Consider the following 21,648-nt stretch of genomic DNA (forward strand, 5'->3'; position numbering starts at 1 on the left):
CGGTCCCGGTAATCCAGGTTCATGTATTCCGTGTGTCTCATACGGCCAGCTTAAGCCCGGCCGCCGCTGCAGCCTACGCGACAAGGTGCCCAAGCGCTGTAGGCCGCAACCTTATAGTGAGGGGGTATCAGCCCTGTGAGAACCCTCATGCGCATCTGGAAACAGCCCATCTCCGTCGAACTGCTCACGCACCACAATGCCGACAGTGCGGTCACCCATCTGGGCATCGAATTCCTGGAGGTGGGTGACGACTTCATCCGTGCCCGCGTGCCGGTGGACCGCCGCACGGTGCAACCCTATGGCTTGCTGCATGGCGGCGTATCGGTGGTGCTGGCGGAGACCCTGGGCTCTTGCGGCGCGGCCTATGCGGCACCCGAAGGGCACCGCGCTGTCGGGCTGGACATCAATGCCAACCACCTCAAGGGCGTCACCAGCGGCTGGGTCACCGGCACCACGCGGCCCGTGCACATAGGGCGCAGTACGCAGGTTTGGCAAATCGAGCTCACCAATGACGCGGGCGAACTGACCTGTGTCTCGCGCATCACGATGGCGATGCTGCGGCCGGGGTGAGGCGATTCGAAGGGTGATAGGTGTAATGGCGCACCCACCCTTGATGGCTACGCACAAGCTGCATATTTACAAATAGCAACAATTCTCCCGCGCCAGATATCCACCCTGCACTTTGCCTGGCCAGGCGCACATTCACGGCCACGGTTATCGGTGTTTTCAGGGGCTGTGATGAGGCCTTCCCTCCGAAAGCCGCGCCAGAGGCCAAATCTGCTCATAACGACAGGGTTCAGCTCCATATTTTTTTCGTCTCAAGAGATGGTTTGAATCGTATTTGATCTTATAGATGCGCATTTGTATCGTTCGCCGACAAGAAGACGAAAGGTAACAAATGGACACAAAAACTGTAAGTCGATGGGCCACAGCGCTGCTGGCAGCCGTCCTGTGCGGCGCGGGACACGCACAGATTTTGATCGGCCAGACAGCCGGTTTCACGGGTCCCGTGGCCGCGGGCGTCAAGGAAAACACCGACGGCGCACGACTGTGGCTGGACGCGGTGAACGCGCGGGGCGGGATCGCGGGCCGGCAGCTGGAGCTGGTGTCACTGGACGACAAGTTCGACCCCAAGCTCGCCGGCGAGAACGCGCAAAAGCTGGCCGAGCGCGGCGCCGTCGCCTTGTTCCTGACGCGCGGCACGCCCCCCACCGAAGCCGTGTTGCCCGTACTGCTAGCCAACCACATGCCGCTGGTCGGCCCCTCCACGGGCGCGATGATCCTGCACCAGCCGGTCAACCGCTATGTCTTCAACGTGCGCGCAACCTACCAGCGAGAGGCCGAGAAGGCCATCGAGCACCTGCACACGCTGGGCATCCAGCGTATCGCTGTGGTGCATGCGGACGACTCCTTTGGCCGTGACGGGCTGGAAGGGGCCAACAAGGGCTTTACGCAGGCGAAGCTGAAGCCCACCAATATCCTGAAAGCGGACCGCAGCAAGCCCGACTACAACCAGCTTGTTCCACCCATTCTGGCAAGCGATGCACAAGCCGTGCTCTGGATCGGCTCGAGCAACGCCGTGGCGGAAGGGGTGCGGGCCCTGCGCGCCACCAAGTCGTCCGTGCGCGTGGTCACCTTGTCCAACAATGCATCGACGGGCTTTATCAAGGCGCTGGGGGAGTATTCACGCGGCGTCATCGTCACGCAGGTCTACCCGGCGGAGCGCTCCTACGCCTACACGATGGTGCAGGAAGCCAACGACCTGGCCAAAGCCAAGGGGATAGCGCTGTCGCCGGCGATGCTGGAAGGCTATGCCGCTGCCAAGGTGCTGGTGGAGGGCCTGCGGCGCGCGGGCAAGAACCCGACGCGGGAGACGCTGCAGGCGGCCCTGGAAGGCATGAAACGCTTCGACCTGGGCGGGCTGGAAGTGAGCTTCAGCCCCGACGACCACACGGGCCTGGACTTCGCGGACCTCTCCATCGTGAGCCTCGAGGGCCGCTTTGTGCGCTGACGCCCAGCTGTATCGAGGCCCTCCACATGAGAAGACCGCCATGGCATGGATGAAGTCGCTGCACAGCCGGCCGCATGAAAGTGCCCTGGAGCCATCGACGCTGGACCTGGACCAGCTGCGCCATCAGCTCCACGATACGCTGCAACGATGCGAAGGGCCCATGTGCGAACGCATGCACTGGCGCATCGACGAGGCGCACACCGCACAGCACCTTTGGCAGCTGCGGGGAGAGATCTTCCAGCTGGTCGCCCGCCAGTTCTATCAGGAGGAGGCAGCGCGGCGCATCAATGCGCTGCTGCCCGCCTTCTCCGGCTGGCTGCCGGCGCACATGCTGACGCGGGTCTAGAAGCGCCATTTTTTTGGCCAGAACCCGACGGCAACTTGAGATCAAGATGTTTTAGTGCTGCGACGCTTGATGATCGCGCGCAATGGCTATCTTATTGATAGCAAAACCGCCAGCTCCAACCGCACCCGAACGGGACCTGTTTACAGACGCCGGCTGGCCGGCATGGCTGCAGTTCACGCGGAGAACACCGCGCAGGCCGTTGTTGTTATTTCGTACCGGCGGCCTGTGCCATGCGTTCGCTCTTCCAGTACACGTCGTCACCGCCGTTCATGCGGTTGAGTACGCGCGACAGAACGAAGAGCAGATCGCTCAGGCGGTTAAGGTAGTGGCGCGGCGACTCCTTGACCGGTTCGGCCGCACCCAGCGCGACCACCGATCGTTCGGCACGGCGCGCCACCGTGCGGCACACATGCGCAAGCGACGCGGCACGCGAGCCCGCCGGCAAGATAAATTCCGCCAGGCGCGGCAGCTTCGCATTGTGTTCGGCCAGCGCGTCGTCCAGCAGCGCCACGGCTTCGGGCTTAAGCAGTTCAAAGCCGGGAATGGAGAGTTCGCCGCCCAGGTTGAAGAGCTGGTGCTGCACCTCCACCAGCAATTCGCGCACGCCCGGCGGCAGCTCTTCGCACAACAACACGCCAATGTGCGAATTCAGTTCATCGACATCGCCCATGGCATGCACACGCAGGCTGTCCTTGGACACACGCGTGTTGTCGCCCAAGCCGGTGGTGCCGTTATCGCCGGTGCGCGTTGCGATCTGTGAGAGTCTGTTGGCCATGGTCTGAGACGCGGTGAAGCGCGGTGAAAGTGCATGAAGCTCCAGGCGTTACGCCGGGCAAGAAAATGTGTCGTCGTACGCCATCATGTGAGTGAGGAAACACCCTGCAAAACTGCTGGCCGCAACGGACAGGCTGGGTTGCAATGGTTGCTTGTTCACTCCTTGAAAGACTCTTCGCATGACCATGCACACGACAGCAACACAGCATACAAAACATTCTATTCCCGGCTTCGAGTTGCGCAGCGTGCTCCTGGTGGCCGCACTGGCCGTGGGTGCAGCCGGCGCCGCACGGGCGCAAACTGCAACGCCCTCGCCCGCCAGCCCCAACAGCCCTCCTGCGCAGGTGGCGCCTTCATCCCCGGGTACGGGCGGCGCAGCCGGCGCCGTGCCGCAAAACCGTGTGACCAGCAAAGACATTGAAGCGGCTTTCAACCGTGCGGACGCCAACAAGGACGGCAAGCTGGACCGCCAGGAAGCCGAGCACTTTCCCGCCGTGGCACAGCGCTTCGAGCAAATCGACACCAACCACGACACCTTTATCTCGCTGGGCGAGCTGATCAAGGCAGCAAGTTCCTGACCGGCGCCGCGCCGTCACCAAGGGGGTTTTCACCGGGTCAATGGCTGGCAGGAACGACGGACACGTCGTAAACTGTGCCACCGACCCGGAGACACCATGAACGCCCCCCTGCCCACGCACCTGCTTCCCGAAATCTGCCAGCGCGAAACCCCTGCCGCGCTGATCGATGCGCTGAAAGCCCGCTTTGCCGAGCGCTGCTCCACCGCCCTGGTGGTGCGCGAGCAGCATGGCCGCGATGAGTCCTCCTTCGCCGCGCCGCCGCCTTCGGCCGTGGTGTTTGCCGAAAGCACGCAAGACGTGGCAGATGCGGTGAAGCTGGCCGCCCGGCACAACGTACCGGTGATTCCTTTCGGCGTGGGCACATCGCTGGAAGGCCACCTGCTGGCCGTGCAGGGCGGCATCAGCATCGACGTGAGCCGCATGAACAAGGTGCTGTCCATCAATGCCGAAGACCTGACCGTTACCGTGCAGGCGGGCGTGACGCGCAAGCAGCTCAATGAAGAGGTCAAAAGCACCGGCCTCTTCTTCCCCATCGACCCGGGCGCCGATGCGACCCTGGGCGGCATGAGCGCCACGCGCGCCAGCGGCACGAATGCGGTGCGCTACGGCACCATGCGCGAGAACGCGCTGGCACTGGAGGTCGTCACCGCAGACGGCAGCGTCATCCGCACCGGCACTCGCGCCAAGAAATCATCGGCGGGCTACGACCTCACGCGCCTGATGGTGGGTAGCGAAGGCACGCTGGGCGTGATCACCGAAGTCACCGTCAGGCTGTACCCCCTGCCTGAAGCCATCTCCGCTGCAGTGTGCTCCTTTCCGAGTATCGAAGCCGCCGTGCGCACCACCATCGAAATCATCCAGCTGGGTGTTCCGATTGCGCGCGTGGAGCTGATCGACCACAACACGGTGCGCATGGTGAATGCGCACTCCAAGCTCACGCTGCGCGAAGAGCCCATGCTGCTGATGGAGTTTCACGGCTCACCCGCCAGCGTGAAAGAGCAGGCCGAGCTGGTGCAGGAGCTCGCCAGCGGCCACGGCGGCAACGCGTTTGAATGGGCCAGCACACCGGAAGAGCGCACGCGCCTGTGGACGGCACGGCACAACGCCTACTTCGCGGCCATCCAGTCGCGTCCCGGCTGCCGCGCGATTTCCACCGACACCTGCGTGCCGATTTCGCGCCTGGCCGATTGCCTGCTGGAGTCGGTGGCCGAAGTCGATGCCAGCGGCATTCCCTACTTCCTCGTCGGCCATGTCGGCGACGGCAACTTCCACTTCGGCTATTTGATCGACCCGACGATTCCCAAGGAGCGCGAAGTGGCCGAAGCGCTGAACCACAAGCTGGTCACCCGCGCGCTGGCGCTCGAAGGCACCTGCACCGGCGAGCACGGCGTGGGCCTGCACAAGATGGACTTTCTGGTAACCGAAGCCGGTGACGGCGCAGTCAACATGATGCGCACCATCAAGCGCGCGCTCGACCCGAAGAACATCATGAACCCGGGCAAGATTTTCTCGCTGTGAAGCGAGCTCTACCGCGCGTTTGCTGTGCGATCTATAACCACCCCCGTCCGGGCTCACTTCGTGTAGCCCGTTCCCCCCTCGAGGGGGCGGCGCCTTGGGCCGGCGAAGCCGGTCCCTCGGCCCCCACTGGTGAATACCCCCACTGAATACGCCCTGAATCTTCGAGCCAGCATGAGCCGCGGAACCGGCTTTGCCGGGCCGCAGGCACAGTCCCCTGCAAGGGGAAAAGGGCTACACGCAGTGAGCCCGATAGGGGTGTGTCAGTTTTCGGCTTTGCCGGGCCGGAGGGCGGGCGGCCCCCGAGGGGCTGGAGCCCGCGGCTCCAAGCCTGCCTGCGCAGGCTTGGACGGGCGACAGAGGCGAAGCGTCTCGCGACGCCGCGGCCTGCAAGGCCTCGGAAGCTACACGAAGTGAGCGACCGTGGGGGCTCAATTATTTCTGGATATCGCTCATCTTGCAGCCTTTGGCCAGGAACACGCCAGTGAGATGTTCCTTGCGGCCCTGCGCCTGCTGGCTCTGCAGGGCAATGGCCTGTTGCTGCGCGGTTGCGGCCTGCTGCTGGGCGACGCCACTGTTGGCGGCCTGTTGGGCCGTATTGCCTGCCAGCTGCTGCACGATGCCGCCAAACATGCCGCCCAGGCCGCCGCCGAATCCGCCAAAGCCGCCGGCGTTTTGCGCCGCCGTATTGGCCGCTGCGGTGGCCAGCGCAGTTTGCACCACCGCTCCGGCAACCTGACTACCTGCATCTGTGGGAGCCGCAGTGGCCGGTGCCGCGGTGTACTGGGCGGCGCGCGTGACCACGCTGTCCATCTGTCCGATCTCGCCATAGATCTGCTGGCACGTGAGGTCGTTGTCCGTCATCTTTACGCGCTCGATGGTTTGCGCAGATGCGGTGGCAGCCACCAGGGAAAGCGCCAGCGCGGCGGCAAGGGAGTGTTGTTTCATGACCGGTCCTGCAGTAGGTAAGGTTGATGGAGGTTGGGGGAAACGGGGGTAAAAAATTGGAGGCTACTTCTGCATTTCCGAGAGCTTGCAGCCCCTGGACAGGAACAAGCCAGTCAGGTGATCCTTGCGCGCCCTGGCCTGGGCCCCCAGACCAGCACCAGCCGCCTGAACTGGCGCCGGTACGGTGGCGGTGGCGGCAGCTGCGGCACCGGTGCGTGCCAGCAAGGAGCCCAACATCCCTGCGCCCAGCGCACCGGCCAGGCCGCTGGGCTGCGCGGGCGATGGCGCAGCGGAATTGCGCCCGTTTTGCTGGGCCGCCGCCATGTTGTTGGCGATTTGTTGCTGGTACTGGGCCGAAAGCCCCTGCTGCGTGGCCAGCGCGGCGGTCGGCGCATGCATTTGCGCCAGCGTGAGCGCGCCACCGGGCACGACGGCAACGGGCGTGGCAGTGGCCGCGGGCGCTGCGCTGACAACCGGCAGGCCCGGGCCCGCCAGGGCCATGGTGGTGTCCATCTGCTGCGCCTCGGCGTACATCTGCTGGCAGCTGAGGTCGTTGTCCGTGAGCTTGACGCGCTCAATGGTTTGCTGCGCCTTTGCGGCCTGAGGCGCCAAGGCCATCACCACCGCAAGGGTGGCGCAGGCGCCAAGGCCGGCAAACCCTTCTCGCCAGCCTGGCTTGATCCAGTCTGTCATGTCGGAGACGGTGGTGACGGTGGTGACGCCGAACCGGGCCAGGTGAGCGCTACGGAAAGAACGATTCGCCAGGTAATTCATACGCAAACACACAAATAATTACATGTAGTAACAATAAGCATGTGGGCGCCAGCCGTCACCCGCTTTCTGGAGAAAGCCTTGTAAGAGTCACAAAAGTCGTTAATTAGTTCACATTTTGACTATCGCCACCCGATTCATCGGCGAAAAATAACCTAAACAGTCTATTTATTGCCGCGCAAGCGTTCGATCAGGCCGTTGAGTTCGTCCATCGATGAGAACTGGATCGCCACCTCGCCCATGTCTTCGCGCCGGCCGTTGCGCTTGACCTGCTTTTTGATGCGCACTTCCACATTGGCCATCAGCAGATCGGCGAGTTCTTCCTCCACGCGGCGGGTGTCGCGGGACTTTTCCTTGGTGGCTTTTTGCGGCTTCAGTGAAAACTCGGCGCTGAGTTTTTTGACCAGGCTTTCGGCCTCGCGCACCGACATTTTTTTGGCCGAGATCTGGTTGGCCGCGGTGATCTGCGCGGCACGGTCCAGGCCCAGCAAGGCCCGCGCATGGCCCATGTCCAGGTCGCCCGCCATCAGCATCGTTTGCACCGGATCAGCCAAATTCAAAAGCCGCAGCAGGTTGGAAGCAGCACTGCGCGAGCGGCCGACGGCCTGCGCGGCGAGCTCGTGCGTGAGGCCGAATTCCTTGACCAGGCGCTGCAGGCCGTGGGCCTCTTCGAGCGGGTTCAGGTCTTCGCGCTGGATGTTTTCGATCAGCGACATCGCGGCGGCCGACTCGTCGGGCACGTCGCGCACCAGCACCGGCACCTCGTCCAGTCCGGCCAGCCTGGCCGCGCGAAAGCGCCGCTCGCCGGCGATGATTTCGTACTTGCCGTCGTTGGCGCCGCTGGTCAGCCGGCGAACCAGGATGGGCTGCATGATGCCCTGCACCTTGATGGACTCGGCCAGCTCATAGAGCGCGCCTTCATCCATGCGGGTGCGCGGCTGGTACTGGCCCGGGACCATGTCGGACAGGCGCAGCGACGCCGGCAAGCCGGGGCTGTTGGCCGTGCTGCTGGCGTTTTCCGCGTCGGTGGCTGTCTCGCTGACCTTGGGGCCGAGCAGTGCTTCGAGCCCGCGGCCCAGGCCCTTGGGTTTTTTGGTGACCATGGTTTTTTTCTTTCTTTCAATTCGTCATTGCGAGCCGGGCGTGAGGTCCCCGCCCAGTGATTGCAGCACGCCGCGCCAAAGGGCGTCGCGCTCTTCATAAGGTTGCGCATCCTGTTTGCCGCCGGCCTGTTCCCACACCGAGGTGAGCACCATCACAATGCCGGTGGACGGCTGCACATATACCGTCTGGCCGTGGATGCCCTGCATGGCAAAAGTGCGTGCCCGCAGCGGCATGAGCCAGAACTGGTAGCCATAACCAAAGTAAGGCGTGGCCTTGCGCGGCTTGAACGCGGGCGGCTGGCGCGCCGGATCCGTGGCGTCCAGCAGGTAGTCCAGCGGCAAGACCTGCAATGCGCCGGGTTTGCCGGTGGCCTTGTCGATGGCACGGCCGTCATTGGCCAGCAACTGGCCCAGCCGCGCCCAGTCGCGCAGGGTGGCGTTGAAGGCTCCGTAGGATTGCTCCTGCCCGTCGGCGGAGACACGCCAGAAGGCATCATGTTCGGCGCCCATGGGCTTCCACAGCCACTCCGTGGTGAGCTCGGACATGTTCCTGCCGGTGGCGGCCACCACCACGCGGCCCAGCACGTCGGTCTCGGAGCCGGCGTAGACAAACTTTTCGCCGGGGGGTGAATGCCGGTCGGTGATGGACTTGAGCACATCCAGCGGCATGCCCGCACCAGGCGTCCCGAACGAGGCGCGCGACAGGCGCGCGATGTCGTCCTTGCCATCGTAACGTTCGGTAAACGTCAGCCCTGAACTCATGCGAAGCAGCTGGCGAATCGTAGTGGCGCCATAGGGGCTGCCGGCAAGGTCTCTTGCGTATTTTTCGGTGGGGTCGTCGAGCGAGGCAATCAACCCGAGCGAGAGTGCCTTGCCGACCAGCAGCGAGGTCACGCTCTTGGCCATGGAAAAAGATAAAAACCGCGCGTCGTCCTTACGGCCGTAGCGGTAGTGCTCGGCGACGATCTCGCCGTTTTTCAGGATCAGCAGGCCAGTGGCGCGCTGGCGGTCCAGGTAGTCGGCCAGCGTGTAGTTCGTGTTCTTGTAGCGGTAGCTGACCGCCGCCGGGCTGGCTGCGCGCGGCAAGGGGCTGGCCTCGGCCGGGTGCCCGACCACGCGGATCCGCACCCCGGGCACTTTGTCGAGCGCCGACCAGGAGCCAACGCGAAAAGGGTTGAGCTGCCAGTTGTTCACGTTGCCCAGCGGATAATTTTGCGATTTTCCAAGCAACTCTTCATCAGGCTCGGCATGCAGAGAGGCACTCGCCCCTGTCGCCAGCACTATCAGGGCGAGTTGCAGGTAGCGCGCGCGCGTGCGTTGATAAAAAAATGAGGTCATAGGCCAGGGGTGATGCCGGGTGAAGGTTCAATGGCCGGCGAGGTCAGGTCCTTGAGCTGCAGCAGCCGCAGGTACGCTTCGGGCCAGCCGCCCAGGCCGCTCTCGGCATTCAGGTGCCCGCAAGGTCCGGTGTCCACAAAGGTAGAGCCCCACGCGGCCGCGAATTGCCGCGCCCGCTGGATCGCGCAGAAAGGATCGTCAATGCTGGCAAACAGCGCGCTCTCAAACGGCAGTTTGTTCAGCGGCACTGGCGACCAGCTGGGCAGCAGCTCACGCACGTCTTCGCGGTCGACGTCAGGCGGGGCCACCAGCAGCGCACCTTTGACGCGGTGAATGTTCCTGGAGTGGCTGGCCCAGGCCGCCACCAGCATGCAGCCCAGGCTGTGCGCCACCAGCACCGCAGGTTCGTCGCAGGACAACAGCACCTCTTCCAGGCGCGCCGTCCAGTCGCCGCGCAGTGGGTGCATCCAGCTGTGCTGCTCCACGCGGGTGTAGCCGTCGACCTCCTCCCACAGCGTTTGCCAATGGCCGGGGCCGCTGTTTTTCCAGCCGGGAAGAATGAGGACGTTGTCGGGTTTCATGAAAAGAAGAATCAGCTTGCTATGATTTTAATAGCTGCTTGCGCCCGTGCTTATTGGTCTGCAGGCATTTTTGCTTACAGAACAGCACTTGTGCGGTTCACATCGCCTTGATGCGCCCCACCATTTCTTCGGCAAACGTGACGAAAGCCTGCGCGCCCCTGGAGGCCGGGTCAAACACGACGCCCGGCAAGCCGTAGCTGGGCGCTTCGGCCAGGCGCACGTTGCGCGGGATCACGGTGTTGAACACCTTGTCGGCAAAGTGTTCCTTGAGCTGGTCGCTCACCTGCTGCTGCAATGTGATGCGCGGGTCGAACATCACGCGCAAGAGCCCAATGATCTGCAGGTCCTTGTTGAGGTTGGCGTGCACCTGCTTGATGGTGTTGACCAGGTCGGTCAGGCCTTCGAGCGCAAAGTATTCACACTGCATGGGCACGATCACGCCGTGCGCGCAGCACAGGCCGTTGAGCGTCAGCATGCTGAGCGACGGCGGGCAGTCGATCAGCACGAAGTCGTACTGGCTGTCGACCTCGGCCAGCGCCAGCTTGAGGCGCTTTTCGCGGCGCTCGACATCGACCAGTTCGACCTCTGCGCCGGCCAGTTCGCGATTCGCGCCCAACACGTCGTAGCCGCACTTCTCGCTGTGCACGCGTGCCTCGGCCACCGAGGCCGATTCCAGCAGCACGTCGTACACCGTCATTTCCAGCTTGCGTTTGTCGACGCCTGAACCCATGGTGGCATTGCCCTGCGGATCCAGGTCAATCATCAGCACACGCTGGCCGACTTTGGCCAGGCCTGCGGCCAGGTTCACCGTCGTTGTTGTCTTCCCTACCCCACCCTTTTGGTTGGCTATGCAGAATATTTTGGCCATCAAAGAGCCCCCACGCTTTTCACTGCGTGTAAGGCGCTGCCCCCCGAGGGGGCTAATTTTTCTAGGGGCGGCCCGTCGAAAAATTGCATTTTGTTATTCATGTGATTTTTGTTATTCATTTGGAGACCGCGAGCTTGAGGCCGAAGCCGATCAGGAAAACGCCGGCCAGCTTGTTGAGGGCCGCCGTGATTTTCGGGTTGGCGCGTATGCGCTCAGCCAGGTGGTAGGTGATCATGACCGAGGTCAGGCCATACAGGAAAGTCAGGCCCGCAATCGTGGCCGCCATCACGGCAAAAGTCTTCAGCCCCTGGTGCAGGGCCGGGTCGACAAACAGCGGGAAAAAAGCCATATAGAACACGATGGCCTTGGGGTTCAGCAAGGTGATCATCATCGCCTGCTGAAAGTAGTGGCGCGGCTTGATATTGAGCAAGGGCGCGTCACCGGGCTTGGCCATCAACATCTTGATGCCCAGCCAGGCCAGGTAAATGGCACCCGCCCACTGGACGATATGAAAAGCCGTCGGGTAGGCCGCCATGATGGCCGACACCCCCGCGACCGCCGCCCAGAGCAAAACCTGGTCGCCAGCAATCACGCCAAAGGTTGCACCCAGGCCGCCCGCGATGCCACCCTTGCTGGTCGAGGTGATCAACGCCAGGTTGCCCGGACCGGGAATCAGCAAAAAGACAATGATGGCGACGACAAAAGCGCCGTAGTCGGCCACACCAGTAGTAGCGACGAATGAGCCCAACATGGAGGTTCTCCAGAAAGTAGAGAGAAGTGAGGCTGTGAGTTTACGACAGGGGTGTGCCGCAGAAATGCCAAACCAGCCCGATCAGGGCTGATTCAGTGTCCGCAGAGGTTTCTTTTTGTGCCCGAACAACGGGCTGAGGCGCTCGGCCCCGGTTTTCAGGCCGGGCTGGCGGCGGCTTTCGCCTGCATCCAGACAATGCAGCGCTCGGCGTCCAGCCCCGGAACTTGCAGTTGTTCCACGTGAAACACTTCAGCGCCGGCTGGCAGGGCGGCAATTTCGTCGGCCGGGTGTTTGCCCTTCATGGCCATCCACACACCTTGCGGTGCCAGCGCGTCGGTCGACCAGTTGGTGAAATCGACCAAGGACGCAAAGGCCCGGGAGCAAATCACGTCAAAAGGGGCGGTGATGGTTTCGACCCGGGCGTGCAGGCCGGAGAGGTTGGGTAGCTTCAAAGCCAGCGCCGCTTGCTTGATAAACGCGGCTTTTTTGGCCACCGTATCCACGCAAGTCACCGCTACATTGGAGCAGCAAATCGCAATAACGACACCCGGAAGGCCGGCGCCGGAACCCACATCCAGCAAGCGAGCACCCTGCTCCAGCCCGGCTTTTTTCAGTTGCCGGCGCAGCGGAAGCACCGCCGCCAGGCTGTCCAGCAAATGGTGGGTCAGCATTTCAGCCGGGTCGCGCACGGCGGTCAGGTTGTACACCTTGGTCCATTTGCCGATCAGGTCTTGGTAATCCAGCAACTGGCCGACTTGTGCATCGCTCAAGTCCAGCTGCAGCGCCTTGAGGCCGGCGCGCAAATCCTGTTCACCGCCCCGCATCAGGCTTGGGCTTTTTCGGTGGAAGCCCCGGCCGCCTGGAGCGGCGTCGTGTTTTTCCAGAGGTTTTTCTTCAGGTGCACCAGTAGCAGGGAAATGGTGGCGGGCGTGATGCCGGAAATCCGGGAGGCCAAACCCAGGGTTTCGGGCCGGTGTTTGGCCAGGGTCTGGCGCGCCTCAAAGCTCAGGGCGGGCACCTGCAGGTAATCCAGATCCGTCGGGAGTTTCAGGTTTTCGTAGTGCGCGGCCCGCTCGACCTCGGTCTTTTGCAGGTCGATATAGCCGGCGTACTTGGCCGTGATCTCGATCTGCTCGATCACGCTTTTGGCCATGTCGTCGCTGGCCGCTGCTTCGGCGGCCAGTTCGGGGTTGGCGTACTTGCCCTCCTCCAGTGACATCAGTCCGGCGTAGTTCACATCCGGGCGGCGCAGCAGGTCCAGCAGGTTGTACTCCCGCTCGATGGACTTGCCCAGAACCCGCTCAGCTTCGGCCACCGGCAGGTTGTTGGGGTTGACCCAGATTGCCCGAAGCCGGGCTGTTTCACGTGAAACAGTGTCGCGCTTGCGGTTGAAAGCATCCCAGCGGGCGTCGTCTACCAGACCCAGTTCCCGGCCCTTTTCGGTCAGGCGCATGTCGGCGTTGTCTTCGCGCAGCATCAGGCGGAACTCGGCCCGGCTGGTGAACATGCGGTAAGGCTCGGTCACGCCCTTGGTGATCAGGTCGTCGACCAGTACGCCCAGGTAGGCTTCGTCGCGCCGCGGCAACCAGGCTTCTTTCTCCTGGCATTGCAGTGCGGCGTTGATACCGGCGAACATGCCCTGGGCCGCCGCCTCTTCATAACCGGTGGTGCCATTGATCTGGCCGGCAAAAAACAGCCCGCCAATGGCGCGCGTTTCAAAGCTGGATTTCAGCGCCCGCGGGTCAAAGTAGTCGTACTCGATGGCGTAGCCGGGTCGCAGGATATGGGCGTTTTCCATCCCCGCCATGGAACGGACCAGGTCGTACTGGATGTCAAAAGGCAGGCTGGTCGAAATACCGTTGGGGTAGATCTCGTGCGTGGTCAGGCCTTCCGGCTCCAGGAAAATCTGGTGGCTGTCCTTGTCGGCGAAGCGGTTGATCTTGTCTTCCACACTCGGGCAATAGCGCGGGCCGACGCCGTCGATCTTGCCGGTGAACATGGGGCTGCGGTCAAAACCGGAGCGGATGATCTCGTGGGTGCGCTCGTTGGTATGGGTAATCCAGCACGGCATCTGCCGCGGATGAGCAATTCCGCCTCCCATAAAGCTGAACACCGGCACCGGCCCTTCAGTGCCGCCCGGCATGCCGTCACCGGGTTGTTCGGTGCATTTGCTGAAGTCGATGGTACGGCCGTCGATGCGCGGGGGTGTGCCGGTTTTGAGCCGGCCTTGCGGCAGCTTGAGTTCCTTGAGCCGGGCCGAAAGCGATACCGCCGGCGGGTCGCCCGCCCTGCCCGCCGAATAGTTATTGAGCCCAACATGGATCTTGCCGTCCAGGAAAGTGCCGGCCGTCAGCACCACGGTGCGCGAACGAAAGCGAATGCCGACCTGCGTCACCGCCCCGACAACCCGGTCGCCCTCGACCATCAGGTCGTCGACCGCCTGCTGGAAGAGCCACAGGTTGGGCTGGTTCTCAAGCTTGCGGCGAATCGCCGCCTTGTACAGAATGCGGTCGGCCTGCGCGCGGGTGGCCCGCACGGCCGGGCCCTTGGAGCTGTTCAGGATGCGGAACTGGATGCCGCCTTCGTCGGTGGCCAGTGCCATCGCGCCGCCCATGGCGTCCACCTCCTTGACCAGGTGGCCCTTGCCGATCCCGCCGATGGACGGGTTGCAGCTCATCTGGCCCAGGGTCTCGATGTTGTGGGTCAGCAGCAAAGTCTTGCAGCCCATGCGTGCGGAAGCCAGCGCGGCCTCGGTGCCGGCATGGCCGCCACCGACCACGATCACGTCAAATTCTTGCGGGTAAACATAAGGCGAGTGCATCACGCCTCCTTCGGGTAAAGCGGCTTTCAGGCTGGGGCGCCTGCATGCCATGGAGCGGTCCGGTGTCGATGGTGGCCAGGCCTGCCGCAGCCGCACGGCACGCCATGCGGTGCCCTGGCCCATCGGTCCCCACAGGACGAAGGCGTGATTTTATCAGGCGAGGCCTGATTTGTGCGGCCCGCCGGAGGGCATGGCCTTGCTTGGCCTCAGGGTTTAGCTATCAAATTAATAGCTGCCCGCGCTTTCCCTGCTTGGGCTGCAGACCCAAAAGACTTCTAAAAGACGATTGTGTGCGGCAGAGGGCCCAAAGCCTGCACCCTAACGGCCACAATAGCGGGCATGAAACTACTCGTCTTTGCTGGCAGCATCCGCCAAAACTCCTTCAACCGCAAACTCGCCCAGGTGACCGCCACACTGGCGCGCGCCAGCGGCGCCGAAGTCACCCACATCGAGCTGGCCGACTTCGACATCCCCATGTACAACGCCGACCTGGAGGCGCAGGGCACGCCGCCCGACGTGATGAAACTCAAGCAGCTCATGTTTGAACACCCGGCGTGGATCATCTGCTCGCCCGAGTACAACGGCAGCTACACCGCGCTGCTCAAGAACACCATCGACTGGGTCTCCAGCCCCGTCAAGAGCGACCCGGCCTGGCACGAAGGCTTCAAGTCTTTCACTGGCAAAGTCGTGGGCGTTCTCAGCGCCTCGCCCGGTGCGCTGGGCGGCCTGCGTTCGCAAAGCCATCTGGTGCCGTTGCTGCTCAACGCGCAGTGCTGGGTCGCGCCCAAGGCTTTTGCCCTGGGCCGCGCCGGCACCGCTTTTGACGCGGACGGCAAGCTGCTCGATGATGCGCACCTCAAAAATGTGCAGGCGGTGATCGACCAGGTGCTGTTTGCCAGCGCCCGGCTGGCGACATAACTTAACGGGTTGAGGCCAAGGTGCGGGCGCGTTCCATCGCACCGGCCCTGGTCGCCGCCAGTTCTTCGGGCGGCACCAGCGTCGGTGCGGCGCTGATTTCCGCCGTCACCGCAATGTCCAGGAAACGCAGCCAGCGCCGCATGTATGGTTTCTGGAAATCGGATTCATCTTCCTCGGGCCGCAGCAGATACGCGCCTGCGCTTGAATACACCAGCGTCGCACTCTTGCCTGGCAGCAGCGCCTTATAACCGGCCTCTCTTGACCAGCTCCAGTTCTGCCCCGGCAAGGTCACTACATCGATGAAATGCTTGAGCCGATAGGGAATGCCGAAATTCCACATCGGCAGGCTGAAGAGATACCGGTCCGCCGCATTGAAGCGCTGCGACACCTCCACTGCCCGCGCCCACAGCGCCTGCTGCGGCGCTGTCGCATTCTGCGCGCGCAACACGGCAAACTTGGCTGCGATCATGTCGGCGTCAAAAGGCGGCAGGTCGATGTCCCACACGTTGATCGTGTCCACGGTGACGTCTGGATGCGCCTGGCGATAGACGTCCAGCCAGGCGGTGGCGACGGAAGTTGAAGTGGATGCCGCCTGCATCGGCGAGGCTTCGATATAAACCAGATGGGTCATGCGTTTCTCCGTGCGATGGGTTGATCAAACAGTGCCATCCAGCAAGCGCAGGCCCACCATGCCGGCCACGACCAACGCCACGCAGGTCAGGCGCAGTGCCGAGGCGCTTTCGCCCATCCAGAGAATGCCAATCAGCGTCACGCCGACCGAGCCGATGCCCGTCCAGATCGCGTAGGCCGTACCCACCGGCAAGGTCTTGACGGCATGCGTCAAAAAGAAAATGCTGGCGCCGGCCGCGGCCACCCCCAGCACGCTGGGCCACAGGCGCGTCCAGCCTTCGGAAGATTTCAGGAACAAAGCCATTGCGATTTCGACAATGCTTGCAGCGAGTAAATAGAGCCAGGCCATCAGGGGACTTCTTTCAGGAACAGGGTTAATCGGTTGAAGAGCCACCAGCTTAGGTTTACGATTACCCATAGGCAAGTACGCACCTTCTGGTAACCATGACAATTCCCGGCGACCCACCCACCGACGCTTCAAATGTGTTTAGCCAGGCCTGCCCGTCGCGGCAAGCGCTGGAGCTGGTGGCCAGCAAGTGGGCTTTGCTGGTGATCCCGGCGCTGGCTGACGGCCCGGTGCGCAACAACGAACTGATGCGCCGCATCGAAGGCATCTCGCAAAAGATGCTGACGCAGACACTCAAGGAGCTGGTGCGCAATGGCCTGGTGCTGCGCTTTGACCGCCAGACCGTGCCGCCCCATGTGGAATACCAGCTCAGCGCGCTGGGCCAGTCGCTCAGCGAAACATTGATCCCGCTGGACAACTGGGCCGAGCGCAACCACCAGAACCTGAAGGCCGCGCGCGAACGTTTCGACGCATCCTTCATCTAGCGCATGGGGGTTAGCCTCATTAGCGGAATCACGTAGCGCCGCACCTCATGTTCGGTCCTATATTGGACCGACACGCCGGCGATGAAAACGGCGGCGACCACAACATGGAGACACATCAGATGAAACACCTCAACACGCGCCGCGGCGCATTGCAGTTTGGCCTCAAGGCCGGCAGCGCCGCAGCCGCTGTCTCGGCCTTCCCCGGCCTTCTTCTCGGCAGCGCGCACGCGCAAAGCACCTGGCCCAGCAAACCCATACGCCTGCTCGTACCCTTCGCGCCCGGCGGCAGCTCGGAAATCGTTGCGCGCTCAGCGGCCAACGAACTCACCAAGAGCCTGGGCCAAACCGTGTTTGTGGAAAACAAGCCCGGCGCCAGCGGCAACATCGCCATGCAGGAGTGCGCAGCCTCCACCGACGGCCACACCATCATCCTGGGCCACATCGGGACCATGGCGGTCAACCCCTTCATCTTCGACAAGCTGCCCTTCGACACCAACAAGGACTTCAAGCCCATCTCGCTGCTGGCCAAGGTGCCCAGCCTGTATGTCGTCAATTCCAGCGTGCCTGCGAACAACCTGAAAGAATTCATCGCGCTGGCCAAGGCCAAGCCCGGCCAGCTCAACTACGGCTCGGCCGGCAACGGCAGTGCCGGCCATCTGGCGTTTGAATATTTGAAGATGGCCACCGGCATTTTTGTGCTGCACGTGCCCTACCGCGGCACCGGCCCGCAGCTGACCGACCTGCTGGCCGGGCGGCTCGAAGCGGCGAGCGTAGGTGCGCCAGCCATATTGGCGCACATCAAGTCAGGCAAGCTGCGCTGCATTGCCACCGGCACCAAGGAGCGCCTGCCCCAGCTGCCCGACGTGCCTACCGTGGCGGAAAGCGGCTACCCCGGTTTTGAAATGACGCAGTGGTATGGCCTCAATGCGCCGGCCAACATGCCGCAGGCCAACATCGACCGCATCGCCGAAGCCTGCAACAAGGCCATGCGCAATCCGCAGGCCACCGAACGCCTGCGCGGCGACACCGCCCAGCCGATCGGCGACACCCCGGCGCAGTACGGCGCTTTCATCAAGACCGAGCAGGTGCGCTGGAAGGAAGTGGCGGCACGGGCAAAAATCAAACCCGACTGATTTTTGCCCCACAAACGGCCCCACAGGCCTTTTTTGAGCATCAAATACGGCTCCAGCCCAATAGAAATCTGCGCGAGCAGCTATATTTTTCATAGCAAACCACCAGCCATGAACTGCCGTCCCGGCTGCGGCGCCTGCTGCATCGCGCCCTCCATCAGCTCCGCCATACCCGGCATGCCGCACGGCAAGCCGGCCGGCGTGCGCTGCGCGCAGCTGGACGATGCCAACCGCTGCCTGATTTTCGGCCAGCCCGAACGGCCTGCGGTGTGCGGGCAGCTCATGGCGTCTGCCGAGATGTGTGGCGCCGACGCGGGAAGCGCGATGGTCTGGCTGACCCGGCTGGAAAACGACACGCGGCCCGGCCGGCATTGAACCCGCCCTAGCGCGATACGTTGCCCAACGCCTCCAGCCGCGCAGGCGAAACAATTTCAATGCAGCGGTAACCGAGCGCGATGGCGCCACGCTGCACCATCACCTTGAGTTCCACCGACAGCGTCTGCCGCGAGATGCCCAGCATCATGGCCAGCGCCTCCTGCGAAACCCGCACCACCGGCCGCGCCTTCAATGCCATCGTGGCATCGCCGCGCGCCAGCAACAGCAGGCGGCGCGCCACCCGGGCGCGCGTCGAACGCAGCGCGGCGTCTTCCACCATGCCGTAGAGCGAGCGCACGCGCGCGGCCAGCAAGCCAGCAATGGCCCGCGCAAACGGCGCACCCTGCATCAGCAGGGTAAAAGCGGCCTGCGGCACCACCAGCACCTCCACCGCCGACAAGGCCGTGGCATCGTGCGTGCGCGGCTCGCCGTCCATCAGCGAGATCTCGCCGATCCAGTTGCCCGCCTCCAGCACCACCAGAATCGCCTCGCGCCCATCCTCCCGCAGCGAGGAGATCTTCAGCAGGCCGCCGAGCAGGCCATAAAAGCCGCCGGGTGCATCCCCCTGGCGAAACAGCATTTCGCCGGGCCGCAGGCGCAGCACCTCGGACGACGCCAGCAGCGCCTGACGGTCCGCCGCCGGCAGCGCACCGAACCACGGGTTGGCCGACATGCGGGCAAGCAAGGATGGCGGTGAGAGCGGTGAAAGGGGCGAAGGTGTCTTCGGAACGACAGGCATGCGGTCAATTGTCAAATTTTTGACAGTTCCCCGTCAAGCACCCACGTATCGTGGGCAGTTCATGCCGCAGAGCACCTTTATTCATACACACCACGGAGACAACCCTCATGCACATCCCCTCCCTCAAGGAAGTCGTCAGCGCCGAAGAATGGCAACTGCGCTGCGACCTCGCCGCCTGTTATCGCCTCGTCGCGCTCTACGGCTGGAGCGACCTCGTCTTCACCCACATCAGCGCCAAGCTGCCTGAGACCATTTCCGGCGCCGGCAATCACCATTTCCTGATCAACCCCTACGGCCTGATGTTCGACGAGATCACGGCCTCCAGCCTGGTCAAGATCGACGGCCAGTGCAACAAGATCATTGATACGCCCTTCCCGGTAAACCCGGCCGGTTTTGTGATCCACAGTGCGGTCCACGACGCGCGCGCCGACGCCGGCTGCGTGCTGCACACCCACACGCGTGCCGGCGTGGCCGTGAGCGCGCAAAAGTGCGGCGTGCTGCCCATCAGCCAGCAGTCCACCTTCGTGCTGGCGTCCCTCGCGTACCACGCGTACGAAGGCGTGGCCTTCCGCGACGATGAAAAACCGCGCCTGCAGGCCGACCTGGGGCAAGCCAACTTCCTGATGCTGCGCAACCACGGCCTGCTGGTAGTGGGCAAAACGATTGCCGACGCCTTCCTGAGCATGTACACCTTCGAGAACACCTGCCGCATCCAGCTGGACGCCCAGGCCGGCGGCGAACTCACCGAGGTCAACCCGCTCATCGTCAAGGGTGTGGCCGAGGCCATGCGCGTGCAGACCGGCGGCTTGGGTGGTGCTTTTGTCTGGCCCTCGCTGATTCGCAAGCTCGACAAGCTCGACGAAAGCTACAAGTCATGAGCGGCGGCTCACCTGTCGTCGCGCAGCTGCTGATCGCGGCACTCGCGCTGGTCATGCTCGGCCTGGGCATGACCCTGAAGGTCGAGGACTTCACCCGCCTGCTCAAATACCCCAAGGCCGTGGCGGTGGCACTGGTGCTGCAGGTCATCGTGCTGCCCGTTGCCTGCTACGCGATCATCGTCCTGCTGAATGTGCCGCCGCTCTTTGCGGTGGGGCTGATGCTGCTGGCCGCCTCACCCGGCGGTATTTCGGCCAACCTGTTCAGCCACCTCTTCGGCGGCAACGTGGCGATGAACATCTCGCTCACGGCCATCAACACGCTGCTGTCCATCGTCACCATGCCGATCATTGCCAACTGGGCCATCAACACCTTCGCCAAAACAGGCCAGGTGGTGCCGCTGCAGTTTGGCAAGGTGGTGGAGGTGATCGTCATCGTGCTGGTGCCGGTGGCCATCGGCATGTGGCTGCGCACGCGCAAACCCGCCTGGGCCGCGCGCAGCGAAAACCCGACCAAGATTTTCAGCATCATCGTGCTGGCCGTGGTGGCCGTAGGCGCAGTCGTCAAGGAGTGGCAGGCGCTTGCCAGCACCTTTGCGGCCGTCGGCCCGGCGGTATTGGCTTTCAACCTCGTGAGCCTGCTGGCCGGTTACTACGTCTCGCGGGCCACGGGGCTGGACAAGCCCATCTCAACCGCCATCAGCTATGAGATCGGCATTCACAACGCAACGCTGGCCATTTTCATCGCGCTGGCCGTGCTGAACAACTTCCAGCTGGCCCTGCCGGCGGCGATTTACTCCTTCAGCATGTACATCACGGCCACGCTGTTCGGGCTGCTGGTGCTGAAGCGCCGCAACGCGCCAGCCATAGCGGCGCCCGCTGGCTAGACCGTGACCACGGTCAGCGCGGGGGAATGCACGCCGGTCGAAACGCCGGGCAGGATGTCTCCCTCGGTGATCGAGAGTTCCTTGCGCAGCATCTGCACACCGCCAAAAATGGTGGCAAAAGCCACGTCCTTGGCGTCGCGGCCTGTGCCCACGCGCACCAGGCGGTCGATAGGCGCCATGCGTGTCGGGTCGAAGATCACCCATCGCCCCTCCAGCCAGGCTTCAAACACGGCATGGAAATCTTCCGGCGGCTCGTCAAAATGCACATACCCCACCACCAGCCGCGCGGGAATGTTCAAGGCCCGGCACAGCGTGATGCCCAGGTGTGCAAAGTCGCGGCAGACACCGGCGCGCTGCACAAACACCTCCTGCGCGGTCGTCGTGGAATTGCTGAAACCCGGCAGGTAGCCAATCGAGTCGTGAATCCAGGCCTCGATGGCACGCACCCTGCCAATACCCGGCGGCAAGTGGCCAAACAGCTGCTGCGCGGCCCGGCTCATGACGTCGGATTCGCAATAGCGGCTGGGCATCAGGTAGCGCAGCACTTCATCCGGCACCGCCGTCACGGGGGTTTCGTCCAGGTGCAGGGGCACCGGGGCCGGGTGCAGCTCCACGCGCGCATGGTAGTTCACCGAAAGCACGCCCTTGGGAGCGTCCAGGCGGATAAAGCGGTTGCCGCTGCGCTCATCCGAAAAGTTCCGCACCTTCATGCTGGGCGTGATGGTCAGCCGCTCTTCCACAACATGATGGCCTTCGTGAAAAGCCGCCTCGATGTGAAACAGGAAATGGGCAGGATGAGTGACCTCGTATTCCAGCAGCAGGTCAATAAGGGTGGTGTGCATAAGCCTGAACCGGTGA

At 63.2% G+C, this 21,648-nt stretch carries 25 protein-coding genes; 11 read left to right on the forward strand and 14 right to left on the reverse strand.

All coding sequences use genetic code 11. The features are described 5' to 3' along the window. Window positions 1–147: 147 nt before the first annotated feature. The 3 genes from AC1D13_RS13435 to AC1D13_RS13445 all read left to right on the forward strand — a co-directional run bounded on the left by AC1D13_RS13435 (window position 148) and on the right by AC1D13_RS13445 (window position 2,357). Window positions 148–570, forward strand: coding sequence for a hotdog fold thioesterase (locus AC1D13_RS13435; protein WP_477667014.1), 423 nt, complete (start codon window positions 148–150; stop codon window positions 568–570). Window positions 571–898: 328 nt separating this feature from the next. Continuing rightward, on the forward strand, window positions 899–2,011 hold the full coding sequence (locus AC1D13_RS13440) for an ABC transporter substrate-binding protein (protein WP_457281835.1): 1,113 nt from the start codon (window positions 899–901) through the stop codon (window positions 2,009–2,011). 40 nt (window positions 2,012–2,051) lie between these two features. Continuing rightward, a complete protein-coding gene (locus AC1D13_RS13445; protein WP_457281836.1) occupies window positions 2,052–2,357 on the forward strand; it encodes a hypothetical protein in 306 nt (101 codons plus the stop codon). A gap of 205 nt (window positions 2,358–2,562) precedes the next feature. Here AC1D13_RS13445 and AC1D13_RS13450 read toward each other — a convergent pair whose 3' ends face one another. After that, window positions 2,563–3,132, reverse strand: coding sequence for a cob(I)yrinic acid a,c-diamide adenosyltransferase (locus tag AC1D13_RS13450; protein WP_457281837.1), 570 nt, complete (start codon window positions 3,130–3,132; stop codon window positions 2,563–2,565). Between the two features lie 178 nt (window positions 3,133–3,310). Here AC1D13_RS13450 and AC1D13_RS13455 point away from each other — a divergent pair, with 178 nt between their 5' ends. Next, window positions 3,311–3,709, forward strand: coding sequence for an EF-hand domain-containing protein (locus AC1D13_RS13455; RefSeq protein WP_457281838.1), 399 nt, complete (start codon window positions 3,311–3,313; stop codon window positions 3,707–3,709). A 96-nt stretch (window positions 3,710–3,805) separates the two neighbouring features. Next, a complete protein-coding gene (locus AC1D13_RS13460; protein WP_457281839.1) occupies window positions 3,806–5,227 on the forward strand; it encodes an FAD-binding oxidoreductase in 1,422 nt (473 codons plus the stop codon). A 432-nt stretch (window positions 5,228–5,659) separates the two neighbouring features. Here the strand turns inward: AC1D13_RS13460 and AC1D13_RS13465 are convergent, their stop codons facing one another. The 9 genes from AC1D13_RS13465 to mnmG all read right to left on the reverse strand — a co-directional run bounded on the left by AC1D13_RS13465 (window position 5,660) and on the right by mnmG (window position 14,405). Further along, a complete protein-coding gene (locus AC1D13_RS13465) occupies window positions 5,660–6,172 on the reverse strand; it encodes a hypothetical protein (protein WP_477689700.1) in 513 nt (170 codons plus the stop codon). A 63-nt stretch (window positions 6,173–6,235) separates the two neighbouring features. After that, on the reverse strand, window positions 6,236–6,946 hold the full coding sequence (locus tag AC1D13_RS13470) for a hypothetical protein (protein ID WP_477689701.1): 711 nt from the start codon (window positions 6,944–6,946) through the stop codon (window positions 6,236–6,238). 161 nt (window positions 6,947–7,107) lie between these two features. Then, window positions 7,108–8,046 carry a ParB/RepB/Spo0J family partition protein gene (locus AC1D13_RS13475; RefSeq protein WP_457281842.1) on the reverse strand — a complete coding sequence of 313 codons (939 nt, stop codon included), beginning with the start codon at window positions 8,044–8,046 and terminating at the stop codon, window positions 7,108–7,110. 24 nt (window positions 8,047–8,070) lie between these two features. Then, on the reverse strand, window positions 8,071–9,384 hold the full coding sequence (locus tag AC1D13_RS13480) for a serine hydrolase domain-containing protein (protein WP_477667018.1): 1,314 nt from the start codon (window positions 9,382–9,384) through the stop codon (window positions 8,071–8,073). After that, a complete protein-coding gene (locus tag AC1D13_RS13485; protein WP_457281844.1) occupies window positions 9,381–9,965 on the reverse strand; it encodes an RBBP9/YdeN family alpha/beta hydrolase in 585 nt (194 codons plus the stop codon). Before AC1D13_RS13485 ends, AC1D13_RS13480 begins: the two co-directional genes overlap by 4 nt. A gap of 97 nt (window positions 9,966–10,062) precedes the next feature. Beyond that, entirely contained in the window at window positions 10,063–10,833 is a 771-nt protein-coding gene (locus AC1D13_RS13490; protein ID WP_457281845.1) for a ParA family protein, read from the reverse strand. A gap of 115 nt (window positions 10,834–10,948) precedes the next feature. Continuing rightward, a complete protein-coding gene (locus AC1D13_RS13495) occupies window positions 10,949–11,584 on the reverse strand; it encodes a LysE family transporter (RefSeq protein WP_457281846.1) in 636 nt (211 codons plus the stop codon). A 155-nt stretch (window positions 11,585–11,739) separates the two neighbouring features. Next, window positions 11,740–12,408, reverse strand: a complete 669-nt coding sequence (rsmG, locus tag AC1D13_RS13500) for a 16S rRNA (guanine(527)-N(7))-methyltransferase RsmG (RefSeq protein WP_457281847.1) — start codon at window positions 12,406–12,408, stop codon at window positions 11,740–11,742. Further along, window positions 12,408–14,405 carry a tRNA uridine-5-carboxymethylaminomethyl(34) synthesis enzyme MnmG gene (mnmG, locus tag AC1D13_RS13505; RefSeq protein ID WP_477689702.1) on the reverse strand — a complete coding sequence of 666 codons (1,998 nt, stop codon included), beginning with the start codon at window positions 14,403–14,405 and terminating at the stop codon, window positions 12,408–12,410. The genes rsmG and mnmG overlap by 1 nt, the downstream gene beginning before the upstream one ends. A 339-nt stretch (window positions 14,406–14,744) precedes the next feature. Between mnmG and AC1D13_RS13510 the strand changes: the two genes are divergently transcribed. After that, window positions 14,745–15,323 (forward strand): NADPH-dependent FMN reductase, encoded by a 579-nt coding sequence (locus AC1D13_RS13510; protein ID WP_477689703.1) that lies wholly within the window; start codon window positions 14,745–14,747, stop codon window positions 15,321–15,323. Window position 15,324: 1 nt separating this feature from the next. Here the strand turns inward: AC1D13_RS13510 and AC1D13_RS13515 are convergent, their stop codons facing one another. Both AC1D13_RS13515 and AC1D13_RS13520 read right to left on the reverse strand, forming a co-directional pair. Then, window positions 15,325–15,954, reverse strand: a complete 630-nt coding sequence (locus AC1D13_RS13515) for an FMN-dependent NADH-azoreductase (RefSeq protein WP_477667019.1) — start codon at window positions 15,952–15,954, stop codon at window positions 15,325–15,327. Window positions 15,955–15,978: 24 nt separating this feature from the next. Then, window positions 15,979–16,302, reverse strand: coding sequence for a DMT family transporter (locus AC1D13_RS13520; RefSeq protein WP_457281851.1), 324 nt, complete (start codon window positions 16,300–16,302; stop codon window positions 15,979–15,981). 95 nt (window positions 16,303–16,397) lie between these two features. Here AC1D13_RS13520 and AC1D13_RS13525 point away from each other — a divergent pair, with 95 nt between their 5' ends. The 3 genes from AC1D13_RS13525 (at window position 16,398) to AC1D13_RS13535 (ending at window position 18,289) form a co-directional block, all read left to right on the forward strand. Further along, window positions 16,398–16,784 carry a winged helix-turn-helix transcriptional regulator gene (locus AC1D13_RS13525; protein ID WP_457281852.1) on the forward strand — a complete coding sequence of 129 codons (387 nt, stop codon included), beginning with the start codon at window positions 16,398–16,400 and terminating at the stop codon, window positions 16,782–16,784. Window positions 16,785–16,903: 119 nt separating this feature from the next. Then, on the forward strand, window positions 16,904–17,917 hold the full coding sequence (locus AC1D13_RS13530; protein WP_457281853.1) for a Bug family tripartite tricarboxylate transporter substrate binding protein: 1,014 nt from the start codon (window positions 16,904–16,906) through the stop codon (window positions 17,915–17,917). Window positions 17,918–18,025: 108 nt separating this feature from the next. Then, window positions 18,026–18,289 (forward strand): YkgJ family cysteine cluster protein, encoded by a 264-nt coding sequence (locus tag AC1D13_RS13535; RefSeq protein ID WP_457281854.1) that lies wholly within the window; start codon window positions 18,026–18,028, stop codon window positions 18,287–18,289. Between the two features lie 7 nt (window positions 18,290–18,296). Here AC1D13_RS13535 and AC1D13_RS13540 read toward each other — a convergent pair whose 3' ends face one another. Next, on the reverse strand, window positions 18,297–18,962 hold the full coding sequence (locus AC1D13_RS13540) for a Crp/Fnr family transcriptional regulator (RefSeq protein WP_457282083.1): 666 nt from the start codon (window positions 18,960–18,962) through the stop codon (window positions 18,297–18,299). 173 nt (window positions 18,963–19,135) lie between these two features. Between AC1D13_RS13540 and AC1D13_RS13545 the strand changes: the two genes are divergently transcribed. Next, window positions 19,136–19,906 (forward strand): class II aldolase/adducin family protein, encoded by a 771-nt coding sequence (locus tag AC1D13_RS13545; protein WP_457281855.1) that lies wholly within the window; start codon window positions 19,136–19,138, stop codon window positions 19,904–19,906. Then, window positions 19,903–20,790 carry a bile acid:sodium symporter family protein gene (locus AC1D13_RS13550; protein WP_477689704.1) on the forward strand — a complete coding sequence of 296 codons (888 nt, stop codon included), beginning with the start codon at window positions 19,903–19,905 and terminating at the stop codon, window positions 20,788–20,790. Before AC1D13_RS13545 ends, AC1D13_RS13550 begins: the two co-directional genes overlap by 4 nt. Here the strand turns inward: AC1D13_RS13550 and AC1D13_RS13555 are convergent. After that, window positions 20,787–21,632, reverse strand: a complete 846-nt coding sequence (locus AC1D13_RS13555) for a transglutaminase-like domain-containing protein (RefSeq protein WP_457281857.1) — start codon at window positions 21,630–21,632, stop codon at window positions 20,787–20,789. The genes AC1D13_RS13550 and AC1D13_RS13555 overlap by 4 nt on opposite strands. Window positions 21,633–21,648 lie beyond the last annotated feature (16 nt).

The sequence above is a fragment of the Polaromonas sp. P1_E12 genome (assembly GCF_056405975.1).

Coding starts and splice junctions, on each gene's coding strand:
- rsmG (WP_457281847.1), bottom strand. CDS start 12,408: ATGCGGGGCGGTGAACAGGATTTGCGCGCCGGCCTCAAGGCGCTGCAG.
- AC1D13_RS13460 (WP_457281839.1), top strand. CDS start 3,806: ATGAACGCCCCCCTGCCCACGCACCTGCTTCCCGAAATCTGCCAGCGC.
- AC1D13_RS13465 (WP_477689700.1), bottom strand. CDS start 6,172: ATGAAACAACACTCCCTTGCCGCCGCGCTGGCGCTTTCCCTGGTGGCT.
- AC1D13_RS13555 (WP_457281857.1), bottom strand. CDS start 21,632: ATGCACACCACCCTTATTGACCTGCTGCTGGAATACGAGGTCACTCAT.
- AC1D13_RS13490 (WP_457281845.1), bottom strand. CDS start 10,833: ATGGCCAAAATATTCTGCATAGCCAACCAAAAGGGTGGGGTAGGGAAG.
- mnmG (WP_477689702.1), bottom strand. CDS start 14,405: ATGCACTCGCCTTATGTTTACCCGCAAGAATTTGACGTGATCGTGGTC.
- AC1D13_RS13520 (WP_457281851.1), bottom strand. CDS start 16,302: ATGGCCTGGCTCTATTTACTCGCTGCAAGCATTGTCGAAATCGCAATG.
- AC1D13_RS13545 (WP_457281855.1), top strand. CDS start 19,136: ATGCACATCCCCTCCCTCAAGGAAGTCGTCAGCGCCGAAGAATGGCAA.
- AC1D13_RS13515 (WP_477667019.1), bottom strand. CDS start 15,954: ATGACCCATCTGGTTTATATCGAAGCCTCGCCGATGCAGGCGGCATCC.
- AC1D13_RS13445 (WP_457281836.1), top strand. CDS start 2,052: ATGGCATGGATGAAGTCGCTGCACAGCCGGCCGCATGAAAGTGCCCTG.
- AC1D13_RS13470 (WP_477689701.1), bottom strand. CDS start 6,946: ATGAATTACCTGGCGAATCGTTCTTTCCGTAGCGCTCACCTGGCCCGG.
- AC1D13_RS13530 (WP_457281853.1), top strand. CDS start 16,904: ATGAAACACCTCAACACGCGCCGCGGCGCATTGCAGTTTGGCCTCAAG.
- AC1D13_RS13475 (WP_457281842.1), bottom strand. CDS start 8,046: ATGGTCACCAAAAAACCCAAGGGCCTGGGCCGCGGGCTCGAAGCACTG.
- AC1D13_RS13440 (WP_457281835.1), top strand. CDS start 899: ATGGACACAAAAACTGTAAGTCGATGGGCCACAGCGCTGCTGGCAGCC.
- AC1D13_RS13510 (WP_477689703.1), top strand. CDS start 14,745: ATGAAACTACTCGTCTTTGCTGGCAGCATCCGCCAAAACTCCTTCAAC.
- AC1D13_RS13495 (WP_457281846.1), bottom strand. CDS start 11,584: ATGTTGGGCTCATTCGTCGCTACTACTGGTGTGGCCGACTACGGCGCT.
- AC1D13_RS13550 (WP_477689704.1), top strand. CDS start 19,903: ATGAGCGGCGGCTCACCTGTCGTCGCGCAGCTGCTGATCGCGGCACTC.
- AC1D13_RS13480 (WP_477667018.1), bottom strand. CDS start 9,384: ATGACCTCATTTTTTTATCAACGCACGCGCGCGCGCTACCTGCAACTC.
- AC1D13_RS13435 (WP_477667014.1), top strand. CDS start 148: ATGCGCATCTGGAAACAGCCCATCTCCGTCGAACTGCTCACGCACCAC.
- AC1D13_RS13455 (WP_457281838.1), top strand. CDS start 3,311: ATGACCATGCACACGACAGCAACACAGCATACAAAACATTCTATTCCC.
- AC1D13_RS13535 (WP_457281854.1), top strand. CDS start 18,026: ATGAACTGCCGTCCCGGCTGCGGCGCCTGCTGCATCGCGCCCTCCATC.
- AC1D13_RS13485 (WP_457281844.1), bottom strand. CDS start 9,965: ATGAAACCCGACAACGTCCTCATTCTTCCCGGCTGGAAAAACAGCGGC.
- AC1D13_RS13540 (WP_457282083.1), bottom strand. CDS start 18,962: ATGTCGGCCAACCCGTGGTTCGGTGCGCTGCCGGCGGCGGACCGTCAG.
- AC1D13_RS13450 (WP_457281837.1), bottom strand. CDS start 3,132: ATGGCCAACAGACTCTCACAGATCGCAACGCGCACCGGCGATAACGGC.
- AC1D13_RS13525 (WP_457281852.1), top strand. CDS start 16,398: ATGACAATTCCCGGCGACCCACCCACCGACGCTTCAAATGTGTTTAGC.